The sequence below is a fragment of the Streptococcus sp. GMD6S genome, assembly GCF_000297015.1.
The window spans coordinates 1-626 of sequence record NZ_AJRH01000360.1; the positions used below are offsets into that span (position 1 = coordinate 1).

The 626-nt window shown below is 47.1% G+C and carries 1 pseudogene; it reads right to left on the minus strand.

The features are described 5' to 3' along the window. Positions 1 to 5 precede the first annotated feature (5 nt). Positions 6 to 626 (minus strand): annotated as a pseudogene (gene comA, locus GMD6S_RS11615) (peptide cleavage/export ABC transporter ComA); the annotation flags it as partial.

Here is a 626-nt window from a genome sequence, read left to right on the forward strand (position 1 = left end):
TCTTTCTAGCTATTGACCAAATGGGCATAAAAGCCATCCTGTGCAAGCAAGTCTGCAGGGGTACCTTCTTCGACAATTTTGCCCTGATTCAAAACAACAACCTTTTCTGTCCGCTCAGCAATGGTCAAACGGTGAGCAATGAAAATCAAGGTCTTGTCTAAAACCATGAGATTATCCACAATCCGCTTTTCCGTCAAGATATCCAGACTGCTAGTCGCCTCGTCCAAGATTAAGACAGGGGCATCCGTCAAAAGAGCACGCGCCAGAGCGATTCGTTGTCGTTGCCCACCAGAAATTCCAGCCCCATCCGAAGTTAATTCTGTCTGATAATTCAGTGGCATGCGCTCGATATCCTCCCGAATCTCTGCCAACTCAACTGCCCGTAAGATGTCTTCCTGAGTCGTCCCCTCCTTGGCTCCAAGGAGAAGATTCTCCAAAATCGTTCCGTTAAAGACATAGGGCTGTTGAGGTAGATAGTTGATATACTGGCGCAAGGCTTTTTTGTCAATCTGATTGAGATTGACACCACCCAGACTAATCTCTCCCTGACTTGGATCGTAGAAGTTAACCATCATCTTGGCCAAGGTGGTCTTTCCTGACCCTGAAATCCCCACAAAAGCCACCTT